Consider the following 17,072-nt stretch of genomic DNA (forward strand, 5'->3'; position numbering starts at 1 on the left):
AACCAAACGGCTGCGGGGGCTTTTTGTAAGCGGTGCTCAGATCACTCCTGAGCCGTTGCCTCTTCCTTGGCCTGGCGCTTGACGATGATGTCCACCAGGCGCTGGGCCAGTGCCGGGTAGTTCTCGTCGAAGTGATGGCCACCCGGCAATTTCATTGCTTCGCCCACGGCGGTCTTGTCGGTGCAGCCGCTTTCGTCGACTTCTTCTTCACCGTAGATGCATACCACTTTCTCCGGTGGCAGCTTGGCCATTTCCGGGCCGGTGGCGGCTTCTTTGCCGGCGTTGCCGAGCCAGCCTTCGACTTCGATTTCGAAGCTGCCGGTACGGGCGAAGGCCAGCAGGATGATTGCATCGACGCGCTGCTGTTCCGATTCGGCCAGACGGTTGTAGATCGCCGGCAGGACGTCGGCGCCGAACGAGTAACCGGTCAGGATAAAGCGCTTGGTGCCCCATTTCTGCCGGTAGTGCTGCATCAGCTCGGCGAGGTCCAGTGCGCTTTGCTCTGGGCTCTTGTGCTGCCAGTAGTAGCGCAGGGTGTCGATGCCGACCACCGGATAGCCGATTTTCGCCATCTCGCCCGCGACGTCGCGGTCCAGGTCGCGCCAGCCGCCGTCACCGGACAGAAACAGGGTGACCGTGTCCTTGGCCTGGCCGGCCGGCACTTCGACCACCGGAATCTGCAGGCCTCCAGCGGCTTTGTCGCCACCGACGAGGATCTTGCGCAGCTCGTTGTTCAGCACTTGCGGCAGGTTGATGTCGTAGTCGCTGATGCTGGTTTCGGCGTTGGGCTGGTCGCGCACGAAGCCCGCGCTGGCGTCGTCCGGGTTGTCGTTCCAGGCCACCAGCCAGTGGCCGTGAGCGGCGCTTTTTGGCAGCAGGTGGGTGCAGCCGGGTTTTTCCAGCGCCAGATCGACGGAAACCGCTTGAGCCTTGTCGTTCTTCTGCTCGGACAACCAGCGCCACGCCAACACGGCGCCAGGGCCGATGCCGCTGACCAGGGTGGCCGGGCCTTTGAGCTCGCGCAGGGCCGATTGCAGCGCGCGGCTTTGCAGCAGGCATTCCTTGGGCAGAATCACTTGGACAATCTGCGCCGAGCCAGAGCGGCTCAGTGTCATCAGTTGCTGGTCGCTGAGCTTCTGGTCTTCATTGACCGCCACCAGCACCTGGGCCTTCGGCGTGGTGCCGGGAATCACGCGGGTCATGGCGGCGCCACCGGCCGGCGTCAGCAGTTCGAGGGTCGGTGCCGGTGCCGGGCGTTTCAGGTACCAGTAGCCGCCACCCAGAATCAGGGCCAGCACTACCAGTGTGGCCAGTACGTACCGCAAGGAGCGTTGAATCATCAGCGTTTCACCAATCCAGTCAAGCCACCCGCAATCAGGGCAGCAGTATCGGCCAGGGCAACCAGCGGATCGAGTCCGGCGGGCACGGCCATATAACGGGGTTCCCAGTCAGGCTGGAACTTGTCTTTGAAGCGGCGCAAGCCTTGGAAGTTGTAGAGCTGCTCACCACGGCGGAACACCATCGAGCCCAAACGCTGAGTCAGTGGTGCGCCCCGACGGGGTTGGAGCCCCGACAACGGCACCATGCCCAGGCTGAACCGTGCGTATCCATGATTTTTATAATGTTGAATCAGGCCAACCATCATGAACTCCATGGTCAGCTTGGGGGCGTCCGGGTGCGCGCGCATCAGGTCAAGGCTGGCCAGGTCATGGCCGTAGGTCTCGAGCAAGTTGGCGAACGCCACAGGGCGCCCTTCGAAACGAATCACCGCGACGCGGAAATGCTTGATGTAATCATCGCTGAAGCGGCCGAGGGAGAAGCCTTTCTCGCGCACGTTCTTGCCGGTCAGCCAGGCGTCGGAAATCACCTTGAGCTCCTCCATCGGCGCGTGCCCTGGTTCAAAGATCTCCAGGGACAGGCCATCGCGGGTGCCACGGTTCCAGGTGTAACGCAGGTCTTTCATCTCTTTGCCCTTGGCTTCGAGATCAAAACGCTGCAGATCGACCCGGGCTTCTTCGCCGAGCTTGATCGCGGTCAGGCCGATGTCCATGTAGTACGGCAGGTTCTCGGCACGTACCTGATAGAACACTGGGCGGGCGTGGTGGATGTCGCAGAGGTCGCGGAACTGCCAGATCATTTCCGCGCGTTGTTGGGTCGGGCCAATCGGGTCGTACAACGCCACCAGGCTGCGGCCACGGCGGGCGTACATCAAGAACGCTTCGTCGTTGGGGTGAAACAGCAGCGCCTTGTCACCGGTCAGCGCGAGGCCGCCATCCGGTTGGGCGGAGGCCATGAGGATCTTCACCGCGCGGTCCAGTTCATCGGGTGTCGGCAAATGGATCACCGGGCGTGCCGTGCGCAATAGCCAGGTGAGCGACACCACGACCAACAATACGGCGGCCCCAAGCAACGAACGCAATCCGCGAGGCGCGTCGGCGTCGAGGGTGAACTGCCACCAGAGCTGATGGCTGTAGGGAACGTCCTGGTAAGCGAACAGCAACAGCCAGATCGATGCTCCCAGTACGCAGAGACTGGCTACCAGATACAGCGGCGAGAACGGCAGTTCGGTCAAGCGGCTGGCACGATAGAACGAGCGCCGGAAAACCCCCAGCAGGCTCGCGGTCAGGGTCATCAGGCAGGCTTCTTCCCAATCGAACCCTTTGAGCAGGGAGAGCAGGGCGCCGACCAGTAACAGAATGGTGGTCAGCATCCACGCGGCTGACAGTCGGCGACGCAGGCCCTGAGCAAGCAGAAGGCAGAGCACGCCGACCAGGCTGGCGCCGAAGTGCGAGGCGTCGACCAGTCGGTGCGGAATCAGAAAACCGATGTGTTCCAGCCGAGTGTCGATTTCCGGGGTCACGCCGGAAAACAGCAATACCACGCCGGACAGAAACACCAATACCGCCAGAATCGGCGCGGCGAGGCCGGAAGCGGCGCGCAGTGACTGACGTGTCTGAAACAGACGCTGGCCTTCGTTGATCAGCAAGAACACGCAGGCCACCAACAATGGCAGGACAACGTAGATCAGGCGGTAGAGCAGCAGCGCAGCCGCCAGTGGCGCAGCGCCGAGTGTGTCGGCGAAAGCCGCCAGCAGAATCGCTTCGAATACCCCGACACCGCCCGGCACGTGACTGAGCACGCCAGCCGCCAGCGCCAGCAGGTACACCAACAGGAACGCGCCAAACGGTGGGGCTTCGGGCAGCAACAGATACAGCACGGTCGCGGCGGCGGCCACGTCCAGAGCGGTAATGATCAGTTGCAGGAAGGTCAAGCGGCGACCCGGCAGGCGTAAGGTACGGCGTCCGACCTTGACCAGCAGGTTGTCCGGATAAGGCTGTTCCGGCAGGCGACGGCGATAGATGCCGATGGCTATTACGCTAAAGAGCAGCAATACGGCGGCGGCAATCACGCCCAGCAAACCTTCGGACAGACCCAAGGCAGCAGAGGCGGCAGGAAGGTCGCTGAGGGTCGCAAGCGCGGCCAGCGGTGGCAGCGCGCAGCCAAGGGACAGGCTGGCGAACAACGTCATGTGGGCGACTTCAGAAGCCCCCAGGCCATGACGTGCATATAAACGATAGCGAACCGAACCGCCCGATAGCATCGAGAGACCGATGGCATTACCAATGGCAAAGGCAGTGAACCCGCCCAGTGCGAGAATGCGCGGTGCCAGTTTCACGCCTGCATAGCGGCTGGCCGACCATTCATAGCCCAGCAGAATGATGAAGCCGACCAGGGTCGCACCCAATGCGCCCAGCAGTGCCGGTTTCGGAACCTCGAGTATAGAGTCGTGCAGAGCGTATAGATCGAGCTCGCTCAGCAGGTGGCGACAGGCAATCAGCGCAATAGCGAACAACAGCAGAGTGACCGCAAGCCCGATGGGCTGACGGTATTTGCTGATCAGGTCAAGCAGACGCAAACGCTCGGCCTTGAGCGGTTGTGTCGCTGTGACGGTGTCTTGTGAATCAGACGAGTTGGCGCGCATCAATCACCTCTTGGATTGTGCGCGACAGGATGGGGGTATCGAGCCAAGTTACCAATCCCTGTAGAAAAAAATAATCACAAATATTAACGCCTCTCACCGTGGAACGGCGATGGAATGTCATCCGTCGTAGCGGGTTCTGCCTGCGACTCAGCATAGTCTGATCTCAGAACTTGGGTGATCCCGAACGCTTCACTACACAGTGACAGGTCATTGTTGCGAAAGGACTTTTTCAACAGATACAAAAAAGGCCACTCTTTCGAGTAGCCTTTTTTGATGTTTGGTTGCGGGAGCCGGATTTGAACCGACGACCTTCGGGTTATGAGCCCGACGAGCTACCAGACTGCTCCATCCCGCGTCTGTGTGGCGGCATTCTATAGAGATACGCCCGGGTGTCAACCGTTAATCCTGAACCGGGTCAAATAAGTGTAAAAGACCGGCGAACGGTAGCAGGGGAGGCGTAAGTTTCGGAAACAGAACGATTTCTCGTTTTTCCTAAAAACACACGCGCACAAAAAAGGCCACTCTTTCGAGTAGCCTTTCTTGATGTTTGGTTGCGGGAGCCGGATTTGAACCGACGACCTTCGGGTTATGAGCCCGACGAGCTACCAGACTGCTCCATCCCGCGTCTGTGTGTCGGCATTCTACAGAGGATCGGCGGGCTGTCAACCTTCAATCAGGATAAAACCTGTTCTGGTTCAATCGCTTAGCTTGAAAGCGGTGCGCTGAAACTGTCTGTAAGGCAGACGTGGCAAGGCTTGCAGCTCTATTGGGAGGGTGGCTTCGATTGAAAAAATAAATTCATCGCCGACTTTTCCCACAAGCGGAAAAGAACATTCAGACCACTGGTGCTATATACAGGTGTCAGTGAGATACTGCCATTCCGGCAGGCCATGACCCCATTTCTTCGCCATGAACACCGCTTTTATATGACCCAGCGAAAAATCATCCACGTCGATTGTGACTGCTTCTACGCCGCCATCGAGATGCGTGACGACCCGCGCCTGGCCGGTAAACCTTTGGCGGTGGGCGGGTCGGCGGATCGGCGCGGTGTGATTGCGACCTGCAATTACGAAGCACGGGCGTACGGCGTGCGTTCGGCCATGTCGTCCGGGCACGCGTTGAAGCTGTGCCCGGACTTGACCATCGTCAAGCCGCGCATGGACGCCTATAGAGAGGCCTCGAAGGAAATTCACACGATCTTTCGCGATTACACCGACCTGATAGAGCCACTTTCCCTGGACGAAGCCTTTCTCGACGTGTCTGACAGCGCCCATTTCGGTGGCAGCGCCACGCGAATTGCCCAGGATATCCGTCGGCGCGTGTCCAATCAGCTGCATATCACCGTTTCCGCCGGCGTGGCGCCGAACAAATTTCTGGCCAAGATCGCCAGCGACTGGAAAAAACCCAACGGCTTGTTTGTCATCACGCCGGATCAGGTCGAGGACTTTGTCAGTGGTTTGCCGGTGAGCAAGTTGCATGGCGTTGGCAAAGTGACTGCCGATAAATTGGGCCGGCTCGGCATCGTCGACTGCTCGCATCTGCGCGAATGGGACAAGTTGGCGCTGGTGCGCGAATTCGGCAGTTTCGGCGAGCGGCTTTGGAGCCTCGCTCGTGGGATCGATGATCGGTTGGTGCACAACGACAGTCGTCGGCAGTCGATCAGTGTCGAGAATACCTACAACGTGGACCTGCCGGATCTGGTGAGCTGCCTGGATAAATTACCCGAGTTGCTGGAAACCCTGGCGGGCCGCATGGCACGGATCGACAGCAGCTATCGGCCGGGCAAACCGTTCGTCAAAGTGAAATTCCATGACTTTACCCAGACCACGCTGGAGCAGGCCGGGGCAGGGCGGGATTTGGGGAGTTACCAGTTGTTGCTGACCCAGGCGTTCAATCGCGGCGGGAAGCCGGTGCGATTGTTGGGGGTCGGTGTGCGGCTGGAGGATTTGCGGGGCGGGTTTGAGCAGATGGAGTTGTTTGAGCGGTAGTTGGTTGAAAGTCAAAAGATCGCAGCCTTCGGCAGCTCCTACAGGGGAATGCATTCCAATGTAGGAGCTGCCGCAGGCTGCGATCTTTTAAGTGCCTTAATTCGGTCCTGGATCAGCAACAAGGCGCCCTGCATCCCGTGTCAACGACTTGAGGAATTCGGTCTGCAACTCCGGATCGTTACGTGTCAGTTCGATCAGGCTCTGTTCCAGCTCACTGGCTTCTTCTTCCAGGCCGAGTTCCGACAGGCGTTTGACCCGGTGTACCCACTGGCTCACTTCATCGTCTTCGAGGTCGTCGTAAATCAACCCGTGTGCTTCCAGCAACTTACCGCGCAAACCGCTGCTGACTGCCAAAGACGAATCGGTGTGCACATCGTCCTGGCCGTCTTCGACCCTGATCAGCAACCGGCTCAGATGATTGATGTCATGTTCAGCGAACGGGCTGTCCAACAGGTTCAGGCGCAGCACGCCGTTTTTGTCGGTGGTCAGCTCGAAGGTTTCCTTGCCGGTCTTGACCTCGACCGGGCGCTCGCTCCAGGGCAGGCTTGAATATTCCGTGCGTTTATCACGCTGCACTTCGTCGATGCCGGCCAGGTTTTGCTGCGCGCGACCGTGAGACTGCACGTTCATGAGCGGGTTGATCCCGGCGAAACCGTAGCTGAGCCAATCCTTCGTCACGCTGTCTGGCAAGTTGCCGAGGGCGAACACGTTGACCACGTTCGCGCTGACGCCGGCCACGATAGCGACCATGCCCAGCGGGATCTCGTAGATCTCCCGCCAAGGCTGATAGGGCGTGTAGCGGTCATAGTGGCGCGTGACTTCGAACTCGGTGATTTCGAAAGTCTTCTGCTCGTGGATTTTCACCCGACGTTGCGGAAGCTCAAGCATCTTGGGCTCGCCGACATCGATCTGCAGGCTGTGATCGAGTAGTTTTCGCTCGACGCGTTCCTCGTGCTCACTGCGTTGTGACATGTGATTGGCACAGCCGCTGACCAGCAGGGTGCCGCACAGGGCGGCACCACCGAGGCCTAAGGTGTTTCGCTTGAACATGACTTCTCTATCTGGTGTCAGCGGCGGATACGGGCCTGGAGGAAGGACAGCACGTCAGCGACCGGCAGCGCTTGCGCCTCGGGCTCGGTGCGGCTCTTGTATTCCAGATTGCCTTCGGCGAGGCCGCGGTCACTGACCACGATCCGGTGAGGAATGCCGATCAGCTCCATGTCCGCGAACTTGATGCCCGGGCTGGTTTTCTTGTCGCGATCGTCCAGCAGCACTTCGAAGCCGGCTGCAGTCAGTTCTGCATACAGCTTGTCGGTGGCTTCGCGAACCTGCTCGTTGTCGTAGCGCAGCGGGACCAGGGCGATTTGGAACGGCGCCAAAGTGTCGCTCCAGATGATGCCTTTGTCGTCGTTGTTCTGCTCGATGGCAGCGGCGACCACGCGGGAAACACCGATGCCATAGCAACCCATTTCCAGGGTGACCGGCTTACCGTTCTCGCCCAGGACTTCGCACTTCATCGCTTTGCTGTACTTGTTACCCAGCTGGAAGATGTGCCCGACTTCGATGCCACGCTTGATTTCCAGGGTGCCTTTGCCGTCAGGGCTAGGATCGCCGGCGACGACGTTGCGCAGGTCGGCAACGGTCGGAACCGGCAGATCACGCTCCCAGTTCACGCCGAAGTAGTGCTTGTCGTCGATGTTGGCACCGATGCCGAAGTCGCTCATCAGCTCGACGGAACGGTCGATGATGATCGGCAGCGGCAAGTTCAACGGGCCGAGGGAGCCTGCACCGGCGCCAATGGCGTCACGCAGTTCGGACTCGGAAGCCATGACCAGCGGGCTGGCAACGCCTGGCTGGTTGGCGGCCTTGATTTCGTTCAGCTCGTGGTCGCCGCGGATGATCAGGGCAATCAGCTTGCCTGCTTCTTCGGCGTGAACCACCAGGGTCTTGATGGTTTTTTCGATCGGCAGGTTGAAGCCTTCGACCAATTGCGCGATGGTCTTGGCGTTCGGCGTGTCGACCAGGCGCAGTTCTTCGGCTGGCGCGGCGCGGGAGGTTTCGCGCGGCACGGCTTCAGCTTTCTCGATGTTCGCGGCGTATTCGGAACCGTTGCTGAAGACGATATCGTCTTCACCGGATTCGGCCAGTACGTGGAACTCGTGGGAGCCGGCACCGCCGATCGAGCCGTTGTCGGCCTCAACCGGGCGGAATTTCAGGCCCAGACGGGTGAACACGTTGCAGTACGCCTGGTGCATGCGGTCGTAGGTGACCTGTAGCGATGGCTGGTCAGCGTGGAACGAGTAGGCGTCCTTCATGATGAATTCGCGACCGCGCATCAAGCCGAAGCGTGGACGGATTTCGTCACGGAATTTGGTCTGGATCTGATACAGGTTGATCGGCAGCTGTTTGTAGCTGCTCAGCTCATTGCGCATCAGGTCGGTGATGACTTCTTCGTGGGTCGGGCCGGCGCAGAAGTCGCGACCGTGGCGATCCTTGAAGCGCAGCAATTCCGGGCCGTACTCTTCCCAGCGACCGGATTCCTGCCACAGTTCAGCCGGTTGAGTGCTCGGCATCAACACTTCAAGCGAGCCGGCGGCGTTCATTTCTTCACGAACGACGGCTTCGACCTTGCGCATCACTCGCAAGCCCATCGGCAGCCAGGTGTACAGGCCCGAGGCGAGTTTGCGGATCATGCCGGCGCGCAGCATCAGCTGATGGCTGATCACGACCGCATCGGAAGGCGTTTCTTTCTGTGTGGCGAGCAAAAATTGACTGGTGCGCATGGTTGGCCGTTGTCGGTTGCTGATGACGAGAAATGACGGGGCATTGTACGGGCGAGATCCGCTGGCGTACAGGCGTGCGGTCGGCGGCGTGGCAGGAGGGCGGGAATCTCTCCGCCCTTTGGGATGTTTCCTACGATTCTTCCACGATTTGTGTCGGAACAGGCTCTGGCGTGGGTGTCGGACCTGCGCGGCGGCTCTCCTGGAACCAGTGCAAGGCGATCAACAGCAGGGTCGGAACACCCAGCAGAGCGGTGATCAGGAAGAAGTTGTGATAGCCGAACTTCTCCACCATCACGCCCGAGTAACCGCCGATCAGGCGCGGCAGCAAGAGCATGATCGAGCTGAGCAGCGCGTATTGGGTGGCGGAGAACTTCAGGTTGGTCAGGCTAGACAGATAAGCGACGAACGCCGAAGTCGCCAGGCCGGAACTGAAGTTATCCAGGGATATGGTGAGGATCAGCATGTTCAGGTTCGCGCCCATGTCGGCGAGCATCAGGAACAGCAAGTTGGTGCCGGCCGATGCCACGCCACCAATGAACAGGATCGGCAGGATGCCGAAGCGCACGATCAGCAGGCCGCCCATGCCGGCGCCGACCAGCGTCATGATCAGGCCGAAGATCTTGCTGACGCTGGCAATCTGATCCTTGGTGAAACCCTGGTCGATGTAGAAAACGTTGGCCATCACGCCCATCACCGTATCGGACATCCGATAGGTGGCGATCAGGCCCAACAGCAGTAACGCCTGCCAGCGGTACCGCAGAATGAAGTCGTTGACCGGTGTCAGTACCGGTGCCAAGCCACGGCGGCCCATGGTCGACAGGCACAGCGCAGTGAGCATGGTGTAGAGGATCGCCCGCAGGAACGCGCGGTCTTCGAGCAGCAAGTCGAGCAGGCTCACGCCTTGAAACAGAACGCTGGCGAAGTCGGTGTTGTAGAGCTGGGTGAACATGGCGGGCACGGAAACCAGCAGTACGATCAGCACAAACACCGACGCCAGTTGATGCACAAAACTGTAGCGCCCGGCCTGCAGTTGCGTGCGCAGCGGCACTGGTGGTTCGCGCATGAAAAAAGAGGTCAGCAGCGCAGGGATCATCAGCGCGCCGAACAGCACGTAGGTGCCGGCCCAGGCCGAATGCTGGTAGTTGAAGCCGGTGGAGCCGAAGCCTTCAGCGAAGAACAGGGCGCCGGCCGTGGCCAGCAATGCGGCGATCCGATAGCCGGACATATAGCTGGCGGCCAGTGCGGCCTGACGACTGTCTTCAGCGATTTCCAGACGATAGGCATCGACGGCGATGTCTTGCGTCGCCGAGGCGAATGCAACGACTACAGCGATAGCGATCAGCCAGGACAAATGTTTTTGCGGGTCGCAGAAGCCCATCCCGATCAAGCCGAGAATAACCAGTGCCTGGGAAAGGACCAGCCAGGAGCGTCGCCGGCCGAGCTTGCCGAGGAATGGCAGGCGCCATTGGTCGAGCAACGGCGACCAGACCCATTTAAAGGCGTAGGCCAGGCCGATCAGGCTTGCATAGCCGATGGTTTCGCGAGCCACGCCGGCTTCACGCAGCCAGACGGAAAGTGTCGAAAACACCAGCATGTAGGGCAGGCCGGCGGCGAAACCGAGCAGCAACAGCACAAGCGTTGAGGGGCTGGCATAGGCGGCGAGCGCGGCGCGCCAGGTTTTACGGGGCATGGGCTGGAGTCTGCCTCAAGAATTACGGAAACAAAGCGCGCACTCTAACCGCTGTGCTCTACCGGGCGCCAGCCATGGCGCTGAATATCAACACGATTGTTCTGGATACTGACGCCCTCCATGCGCAATCGTGCCCGTTGTTCGTCCCCCGAAGCGCTGCCCACGGGCAGGCTGATGCGTCCCCCGGCGCCGAGTACACGGTGCCAGGGCAGTTTGCTGTCGCCCGGCAACTGGCTGAGTGTGCGCCCCACCCAGCGGGCGGCGCGGCCGAGGCCCGCCAGCTCGGCGAGTTGGCCATAACTCACGACTTTGCCCTCGGGCACCTGGGCCAGTGTCAGGTAGAGCGCCGCGCGTCGGATTTGCGCCGGGCTCTCGGGTTCAATGTCGGACACGTCCGTATTTCCTGTAGGAGCGAGCTTGCTCGCGATGAACGTTAGCGATGATGCGAACCTCGCCGTCGGTAGAGTAATTCCTGGATCAACGATTGAGAAATGAACTCATTAGAAATAGTCGGGTCAGTCCTTGCTAGGGTCTTATTCCTACGGATAATGCCGACTTTTTTCGCAATCTCGAGCCTGTATTTGCTTATGGTGTCCAGAACCCTGTTGTGCCTCGCTGTCTTGAGTGCTTCCACGCCCTTGCTCGCTGATACTGTCTGGTTGAAGAACGGTGACAAGTTGAGCGGCAAGATCACGTTGTTCGACGGCGGCAAACTGTTGATCCAGACGGAGTACGCCGGTGCAGTGCCGATCGACTGGAAACAGGTGAAAACCCTGGAAAGCGATCAGGAGCTGCTGGTCAAGCAGGACGCTTACACGGGTGAAAAGGCCAAGTCTCTGCATGCGGCAGACGACGGCAAGGTGATCCTCGCCAATGGTGAGGCGCCCAAGACTGTTGAGCTGGCCAGTATTCAGCAGATGCTCAAGCCTAAGCCAGTGATCGAAGATTTGGTGTGGAAGGGCAACATCGACGCCGCCCTGGATTATCAGCGCGCCGATAAAGACACCGACGACTACGACATCGACTTCAAGACCACGGCGCGGCATGGCCGCTGGCGACACACCGCCGAAGGCGAGTACAACCGCGAGTTCCAGGATGACGTGGTCACCACGGACAACTGGCGGGCCGAGTACTCCCTCGACCGCTTCCTGACAGATAAATGGTTCTGGCAAGGGCGCCTGGTCTACGAGCGCGACAAGGTCGAAGACCTCTCCCGTCAACGCACCGTCGGTACGGGTCCCGGTTACCAGTTCTGGGATGATGAGCTGGGAGCATTCTCCCTCGGCTCGCTGGTCAACCGGACTGACTATGAATACTCGGATGGCGGCAAGTCGAACTTCTACTCCCTGGCCATGAAGTGGGATTACAACCGTTACCTGATTGGTAAGAAAGTGGAGTTCTTCACCAATGGCGAAATCGCCAAACCGATTGGGGGCGTGGCTGATTATGCGCTGGATGCCGAGATGGGGCTGCGCTACAAGGTGACGGATTGGGCGTCGCTGAACCTGAAGGCCGAGAAGGACATCATTACGGGCAGTGATGAGGCTGATCTGAGCAAGACCCGGTATACGGCAGGGTTTGGCGTGACCTGGTAATACGTTAAAGATCAAAAGATCGCAGCCTTCGGCAGCTCCTACAGGTGTACACCTAACCCTGTAGGAGCTGCCGAAGGCTGCGATCTTTTTTGGCCCGGCAAAAACACACAGGCACAAAAAAGCCCCGCTTTTGAGGGCGGGGCCTTTTACTAAAGCAAGTACAAGTTAGATAACTTGAACTTCTTCAGCTTGCATGCCTTTCTGACCGCGGGTAGCGATGAAAGAAACCTGTTGGCCTTCTTTCAGGCTTTTGAAGCCGTCGGATTGGATAGCTTTGAAGTGAACGAACAGGTCGTCACCGGATTGTGGAGTGATGAAGCCGAAGCCTTTTTCATCGTTGAACCACTTAACGGTACCAGTTTGGCGATTAGACATGGTGTAACTCCTTGAACAAAGATAACTGCGACGCAGGAAGAACCCTGGCCGAGACTGAGTGCAAAGAGCAGGAAAAATTCTTGTAGATGGTTGGATCGAAATTCAACATATCGTGTAGAGATTCTCAGTGACACAAGCAGCACAGTGGCGCCACCTTAACCCTTTTTCCGGAATGTGCCAATGCTTCCTGCGAAGGTTTCTCTGTTTTCATGACTGACGGTCCGTCGGTTTGCGTGCAATGTCCGGAAATTACGGGGGATCGGCAAGTTTTGCGCCCGGGCTTTGAACCCGGCGGCGCGCCCCGGTAAGATGCCGGACAGAATTTTTCCACCTCGCTATTCAGGACACCCGCCATGAGCATCAAATCGGACAAGTGGATTCGCCGCATGGCGCAAGAGCACGGCATGATCGAGCCCTTCGTAGAGCGCCAGATGCGCGGCGAAGGCGCAGACCGGGTGATTTCCTATGGCGTGTCGAGCTACGGCTACGACGTGCGCTGCGCCGATGAATTCAAAGTGTTCACCAACATCAATTCGGCGACCGTCGATCCGAAGAACTTTGACGAGAAGAGCTTCGTCGACGTCAAGAGTGACGTCTGCATCATCCCGCCAAACTCGTTCGCTTTGGCGCGTACCGTCGAATTCTTCCGCATTCCGCGTAACGTACTGACCATCTGCCTCGGTAAAAGCACCTACGCGCGCTGCGGCATTATCGTCAACGTGACGCCGCTGGAACCCGAGTGGGAAGGGCACGTGACGCTGGAGTTCTCCAACACCACGACCTTGCCGGCGAAAATCTACGCCAATGAAGGCGTGGCGCAGATGCTGTTCTTCGAATCCGACGAAGAGTGCGAAGTCTCCTACAAAGACCGTGGCGGCAAGTACCAGGGGCAGCGCGGCGTTACTTTGCCACGCACCTGATCCATTCATCTGGCAGCTAGCGGGAATTCTTGAGCGGGTAGACACTCTATTGGGTGTACTGCCCGGTTCGCGTACAGCGGACGGGGCCTATGCTCAGGAGTGCTTTATGAAGATCGATCCGCAAATAAGTGCCGAACTGGCAAGGCTTGAGCCCAATCAGGTTGGCGTTTTGGCCTGGTCCTTGTTGGCACACCCGCCCATCAGCATGGCAGGGGGCATTCCCGGCCAGCCTGATCCCGATACCCCAAACGAACAACCCACGGAACCCGGCGAACCAACGCTGCCGGATGAGCCGCCGCCCGCGCCTGTTGCCTGATTGCCGGATGTTTGAATGGCACCGGATGTTGCCGTTGTAGGAGCGAGCTTGCTCGCGATGGACGTGAGGGCAAAGTGTTTTATCCAGGCTGTCCTCGTCACCGTTAACGTTTTTCGCGAGCAAGCTCGCTCCTACAAGGGCCATATTTCGTTGTCACCGATGACGAAAATCCTGCAGTTCTCGGCCCGCTCGATCTGATAACCGCCGGTAAACGCGCCAAAGGCCGGTAGCAGGCTGATGTCCTCGCCGAGCCTGAAGCACGCCAATCGCAAATGCTGTCGTCCTCGCCCGTTCAGTCGGTAAACCGGATGCACATGACCGGCCAGCACATGCCGAGCCGGATGTGGATCGGGTTCGTGTTGCAACGCGAACGGCCCCAGTAGCAACGGCTCTGGCACAACGCTGATGTTCAGCGAGTCGGGCGGGTCACCGGCACGTTTGTCATGGTTGCCGCGGATCAGTGTCATCGGCAAATCACAGTGCCGCGCTCGCCAATCTGACAGTGCGCTGAGCGTGGCTTTTGCGTGGGAGCCCGGGCCGTGCAGAAAGTCGCCAAGGAAAATCAGCTGACGACAGGGCAGCGCCGCCAGCAATCGGTCCAGCACGCCGATGTTACTCGCGGTGGTGCCCATCGGCACGGGTTGACCAAGGCTCCGATAGGCGGCAGCTTTGCCGAAATGCACGTCGGCGATCAATAGCGCTTGTTGGGCCGGCCAATAGATAGCCTTTTCCGGCAATAACCAGAGTTCTTCTCCCGCCAGGCGCACCGGATAGGGCGTACTCATCAGGATCTCCCAGTCTCAGCGGTTTTCTCAAGGTCGCTGACCATGCGTCGGATGCGATCCGCGAGCTTTTCCGAACTCATGCTCTCGCGCATGCGTTCCACCAGCAGTGGGAACCCGAGTGGCGTAGGACGCTTGATGGAGTGCACGTCCAGTTTCAGGCGGTTGAGCCGCTCCAGCGTCTGTTCCAGGCGACGAATATCCAGTTCCTCGCGTAAGACTTCTTCCCCGGCCTGGGCCAGCAACAGATTCCCGGCGTCGTATTGTTTGAATACCTCGAAGAACAGCCCGCTGGAGGCCTGCACCTGGCGCGTGCTTTTGGGCGCGCCGGGGTAGCCAGCGAACACCAGGCCAGCAATTCTTGCGATTTCCCGGAAGCGGCGAAGCGCCAATTCACCGGCATTCAAACTGGCGAGCACGTCGTTCAGCAAATGCTCGGGACTCAATAAATCGCGACTCAAAACATGCGACCAGTCCACGGCCGTGGCGCTGAGCAATTCCAGCCCGTAATCATTCACCGCGATGGAAAACGTCACCGGCTGCTGTTGGCTGATCCGCCAGGCCAGCAGGCTCGCTAATCCCAGATGCACCTGACGGCCGGCAAAGGGATACAGGAAAAGATGCCAACCCTCCCGGGATTTGAGCGTCTCGGCAAGCAACGTCTCTGTGGTTGGCAAGCCGGACCAGCGTTGTTGCACTTCGAGCATCGGGCGCACTGCCTGCATTTCCGGGCCGACGAACTCGCCCTGTGCCGCCGCACTGAACCGCGCGACCACCGCTTGCGCCAGTTCATTGGAAAGTGGCATGCGCCCACCATTCCAGCGCGGTACCGCGGCTTTTTTCGCGATGCTGCGTTTGACATAAGCCGTCATGTTTTCAACCCGAACCAATTCCAGCAAGCGTCCGGCAAATAGAAACCCGTCGCCGGGCTTGAGCCTCGCGATAAAACCTTCCTCGACACTCCCCAACTGCTTGCCACCGCCACCCTTGCTCCAGAACTTCAGCTGAATACTCGCATCGCTGACGATGGTGCCGATGCTCATGCGATGCCGGCGAGCCAGTCGTGCATCGGGTACCCGCCACAGACCGCTTTCATCAGGTTCGACCCGGCGATAATCCGGGTAAGCCGTCAGGGAAAGCCCTCCGTGACGTACGAAAGCCAGCGCCCAAACCCATTCCGCCAGGGTGAGGTCTCGATAAGCCCAGGCTCCGCGTACTTCTTCATACAACTCATCGGGCAGAAACCCGCCGCCCAATGCCATGCTGACCAGATGCTGGACCAGCACATCCAGCGGTTTGTGGGGTGACTCGCGGGGCTCGATACGACGTTGCGCAACGGCGTCCTGCGCGGCGGCCGCTTCGATCAGTTCCAGGCTATGAGTCGGCACCAGCGTCACCCGCGATACGCGTCCCGGTGCATGCCCGGAACGACCCGCACGTTGCATCAGTCGCGCCACGCCTTTTGCCGAGCCGATTTGCAGCACCCGCTCCACCGGGAGAAAGTCCACGCCCAGGTCCAAGCTCGAGGTGCAGACCACCGCTTTGAGTTGACCGTCCTTGAGGGCGCGCTCGACCCAGTCGCGGGTATCGCGTGACAGTGAACCGTGATGCAGCGCAATCAACCCGGCCCAATCGGGGCGGGCCTCCAGCAACGCTTGATACCAGATCTCCGATTGCGCGCGAGTGTTGGTGAAGACCAGGCTGCTGGCGCTCGACTCGATCTCGGCGACCACCTGCGGCAACATCTTCAGACCGATGTGCCCGGCCCATGGAAATCGCTCGATGGAGGGCGGCAACAAAGTGTCGACCCGCAGTTCCTTGGATGTCTGGCCCTGAACACTGATGCCACCGCCCTGTGGGATTAATACCTGTTCGGCGTGGGCCTGATTACCCAGCGTCGCGGAAACGCCCCACACGACCAGGTCCGGGTGCCACCGTCGAAGGCGGGCGAGGGCCAGTTGCAGTTGCACGCCGCGCTTGTTGCCGAGCAGTTCGTGCCATTCGTCGACCACCACCATGCGCAACGTCGACAACGCCGTCTGCGCGTCGGCGCGGGCGAGCATCAGGGTCAGGCTTTCGGGCGTGGTGATCAGGGTGGTCGGCAGGCGTCGGCTTTGGCGTGCACGTTCGCTGCTGCTGGTGTCGCCGGTTCGCAGGCCGACGCTCCATGGAATCTGCAAGTCGTTTAGCGGCGCTTCGAGTGCCCGGGCGGTGTCGGCCGCCAACGCACGCATGGGAGTTATCCACAGCACCGTCAGCGCTGCGGCCACCGGTTTTCGTTTGCGAGGTGCTTCAACGGGAGCGACAAAAGAGGCAAAGCGATTGAGCGCGGCAAACCAGACTGCATAAGTTTTACCCGCGCCGGTACTGGCATGCAGCAGCCCCGACTCACCGCGTTTGACGGCAGCCCACACCTGTTTCTGAAAGGCGAATGGCTTCCAGTCGCGGGCGCTGAACCACTGTTTTGCGTAGTCGGGGGAGGTGCCCATGCCGGCCGTGTGCGCTCTGAAAGTCTTCTTTCAGTGACCACAGCTCAATACGAAAGGTTTAAAGACAAACTGTAGGAGCTGCCGCAGGCTGCGATCTTTTGATCTTCAGCGGTCTTGAGAAAATCAAGATCAAAAGATCGCAGCCTGCGGCA

The 17,072-nt window shown here is 59.5% G+C and carries 13 protein-coding genes and 2 tRNA genes; 4 read left to right on the forward strand and 11 right to left on the reverse strand.

Annotated elements, in window-relative coordinates:
- Window positions 1–41: 41 nt before the first annotated feature.
- The 4 genes from ACA052_RS05875 to ACA052_RS05890 form a co-directional block, all read right to left on the reverse strand.
- Window positions 42–1,340: a virulence factor family protein gene (locus ACA052_RS05875; RefSeq protein WP_497648799.1), complete on the reverse strand. Its 1,299-nt coding sequence runs from the start codon at window positions 1,338–1,340 to the stop codon at window positions 42–44.
- A complete protein-coding gene (gene mprF, locus ACA052_RS05880) occupies window positions 1,340–3,982 on the reverse strand; it encodes a bifunctional lysylphosphatidylglycerol flippase/synthetase MprF (protein WP_497648800.1) in 2,643 nt (880 codons plus the stop codon). Before mprF ends, ACA052_RS05875 begins: the two co-directional genes overlap by 1 nt.
- A gap of 278 nt (window positions 3,983–4,260) precedes the next feature.
- A tRNA-Met gene (locus tag ACA052_RS05885) sits at window positions 4,261–4,337 on the reverse strand.
- 193 nt (window positions 4,338–4,530) lie between these two features.
- Window positions 4,531–4,607 (reverse strand) — tRNA-Met (locus ACA052_RS05890).
- Between the two features lie 301 nt (window positions 4,608–4,908).
- On the opposite strand from ACA052_RS05890, the gene dinB reads away from it, so the two are divergent.
- Complete coding sequence (gene dinB / locus ACA052_RS05895) at window positions 4,909–5,970, forward strand: DNA polymerase IV (RefSeq protein ID WP_497650274.1); 1,062 nt, start codon at window positions 4,909–4,911, stop codon at window positions 5,968–5,970.
- A 96-nt stretch (window positions 5,971–6,066) separates the two neighbouring features.
- On the opposite strand, the gene ACA052_RS05900 is transcribed toward dinB, so the two are convergent.
- From ACA052_RS05900 to ACA052_RS05915, 4 genes are all read right to left on the reverse strand, one after another.
- Window positions 6,067–7,020, reverse strand: coding sequence for a hypothetical protein (locus ACA052_RS05900; protein WP_497648801.1), 954 nt, complete (start codon window positions 7,018–7,020; stop codon window positions 6,067–6,069).
- 17 nt (window positions 7,021–7,037) lie between these two features.
- Window positions 7,038–8,753 (reverse strand): proline--tRNA ligase, encoded by a 1,716-nt coding sequence (locus ACA052_RS05905; RefSeq protein ID WP_497648802.1) that lies wholly within the window; start codon window positions 8,751–8,753, stop codon window positions 7,038–7,040.
- 130 nt (window positions 8,754–8,883) lie between these two features.
- The gene (locus tag ACA052_RS05910; protein ID WP_497648803.1) at window positions 8,884–10,443 is read right to left on the reverse strand and encodes an AmpG family muropeptide MFS transporter; all 1,560 of its coding nucleotides are present in this window, start codon (window positions 10,441–10,443) and stop codon (window positions 8,884–8,886) included.
- A gap of 44 nt (window positions 10,444–10,487) precedes the next feature.
- Window positions 10,488–10,835: an MGMT family protein gene (locus tag ACA052_RS05915; RefSeq protein WP_497648804.1), complete on the reverse strand. Its 348-nt coding sequence runs from the start codon at window positions 10,833–10,835 to the stop codon at window positions 10,488–10,490.
- 195 nt (window positions 10,836–11,030) lie between these two features.
- Between ACA052_RS05915 and ACA052_RS05920 the strand changes: the two genes are divergently transcribed.
- A complete protein-coding gene (locus ACA052_RS05920) occupies window positions 11,031–12,038 on the forward strand; it encodes a DUF481 domain-containing protein (protein WP_497648805.1) in 1,008 nt (335 codons plus the stop codon).
- A 165-nt stretch (window positions 12,039–12,203) separates the two neighbouring features.
- On the opposite strand, the gene ACA052_RS05925 is transcribed toward ACA052_RS05920, so the two are convergent.
- Window positions 12,204–12,413, reverse strand: a complete 210-nt coding sequence (locus ACA052_RS05925; protein ID WP_002554837.1) for a cold-shock protein — start codon at window positions 12,411–12,413, stop codon at window positions 12,204–12,206.
- Window positions 12,414–12,766: 353 nt separating this feature from the next.
- On the opposite strand from ACA052_RS05925, the gene dcd reads away from it, so the two are divergent.
- Both dcd and ACA052_RS05935 read left to right on the forward strand, forming a co-directional pair.
- Window positions 12,767–13,333 carry a dCTP deaminase gene (dcd, locus tag ACA052_RS05930; protein ID WP_074874089.1) on the forward strand — a complete coding sequence of 189 codons (567 nt, stop codon included), beginning with the start codon at window positions 12,767–12,769 and terminating at the stop codon, window positions 13,331–13,333.
- A 106-nt stretch (window positions 13,334–13,439) separates the two neighbouring features.
- Window positions 13,440–13,649 (forward strand): hypothetical protein, encoded by a 210-nt coding sequence (locus ACA052_RS05935; RefSeq protein WP_150630745.1) that lies wholly within the window; start codon window positions 13,440–13,442, stop codon window positions 13,647–13,649.
- 131 nt (window positions 13,650–13,780) lie between these two features.
- Here ACA052_RS05935 and pdeM read toward each other — a convergent pair whose 3' ends face one another.
- Both pdeM and ACA052_RS05945 read right to left on the reverse strand, forming a co-directional pair.
- Window positions 13,781–14,434, reverse strand: a complete 654-nt coding sequence (gene pdeM / locus ACA052_RS05940; protein WP_497648806.1) for a ligase-associated DNA damage response endonuclease PdeM — start codon at window positions 14,432–14,434, stop codon at window positions 13,781–13,783.
- Complete coding sequence (locus tag ACA052_RS05945) at window positions 14,434–16,920, reverse strand: ligase-associated DNA damage response DEXH box helicase (RefSeq protein ID WP_497648807.1); 2,487 nt, start codon at window positions 16,918–16,920, stop codon at window positions 14,434–14,436. The genes pdeM and ACA052_RS05945 overlap by 1 nt, the downstream gene beginning before the upstream one ends.
- Between the last annotated feature and the right edge of the window lie 152 nt (window positions 16,921–17,072).

This window comes from Pseudomonas sp. LBUM1644, from assembly GCF_059716195.1.

What these genes read in the sequence shown, in the direction of transcription:
- ACA052_RS05875 (WP_497648799.1), bottom strand. Translation starts at nt 1,340, where the DNA reads ATGATTCAACGCTCCTTGCGGTACGTACTGGCCACACTGGTAGTGCTG.
- mprF (WP_497648800.1), bottom strand. Translation starts at nt 3,982, where the DNA reads ATGCGCGCCAACTCGTCTGATTCACAAGACACCGTCACAGCGACACAA.
- dinB (WP_497650274.1), top strand. Translation starts at nt 4,909, where the DNA reads ATGACCCAGCGAAAAATCATCCACGTCGATTGTGACTGCTTCTACGCC.
- ACA052_RS05900 (WP_497648801.1), bottom strand. Translation starts at nt 7,020, where the DNA reads ATGTTCAAGCGAAACACCTTAGGCCTCGGTGGTGCCGCCCTGTGCGGC.
- ACA052_RS05905 (WP_497648802.1), bottom strand. Translation starts at nt 8,753, where the DNA reads ATGCGCACCAGTCAATTTTTGCTCGCCACACAGAAAGAAACGCCTTCC.
- ACA052_RS05910 (WP_497648803.1), bottom strand. Translation starts at nt 10,443, where the DNA reads ATGCCCCGTAAAACCTGGCGCGCCGCGCTCGCCGCCTATGCCAGCCCC.
- ACA052_RS05920 (WP_497648805.1), top strand. Translation starts at nt 11,031, where the DNA reads ATGGTGTCCAGAACCCTGTTGTGCCTCGCTGTCTTGAGTGCTTCCACG.
- ACA052_RS05925 (WP_002554837.1), bottom strand. Translation starts at nt 12,413, where the DNA reads ATGTCTAATCGCCAAACTGGTACCGTTAAGTGGTTCAACGATGAAAAA.
- dcd (WP_074874089.1), top strand. Translation starts at nt 12,767, where the DNA reads ATGAGCATCAAATCGGACAAGTGGATTCGCCGCATGGCGCAAGAGCAC.
- ACA052_RS05935 (WP_150630745.1), top strand. Translation starts at nt 13,440, where the DNA reads ATGAAGATCGATCCGCAAATAAGTGCCGAACTGGCAAGGCTTGAGCCC.
- pdeM (WP_497648806.1), bottom strand. Translation starts at nt 14,434, where the DNA reads ATGAGTACGCCCTATCCGGTGCGCCTGGCGGGAGAAGAACTCTGGTTA.
- ACA052_RS05945 (WP_497648807.1), bottom strand. Translation starts at nt 16,920, where the DNA reads ATGGGCACCTCCCCCGACTACGCAAAACAGTGGTTCAGCGCCCGCGAC.